Annotated in this window: 1 protein-coding gene; it reads right to left on the reverse strand. The window is 65.9% G+C overall.

Going from position 1 to position 276, the window contains the following annotated elements:
* Window positions 1-48: 48 nt before the first annotated feature.
* A partial coding sequence (locus tag RMT89_RS42765) for a hypothetical protein (RefSeq protein WP_315889157.1) occupies window positions 49-276 on the reverse strand: 228 nt, incomplete at its 5' end.

Here is a 276-nt window from a genome sequence, read left to right on the forward strand (position 1 = left end):
GAACCGAAGCTCTAGAGCAGAGCGATCGCGCCGCGGCGTGACGACACGTCACGACCGGATCGCGGCCTGAACGCTTCGGGCTGTGTCCTTCGCGGAATTTGCCGCGAAGAAGCGATCGAGGCCGCGCTGCGCGATGGCTTCGATGTTGCGGGCGTGCTGCGGGTCGAGGTCGCTGGCCTCGATATGGTTCAGCATCTCCGCGCACGCGACCAGCAGGCCGACGCAGCCCGAGGGCGTCGAGAACTCGTCCATGAATTCACGCTCCAGGCGGTGCAT

This window comes from Streptomyces sp. P17, assembly GCF_032436805.1.
GTDB lineage: Bacteria > Actinomycetota > Actinomycetes > Streptomycetales > Streptomycetaceae > Streptomyces.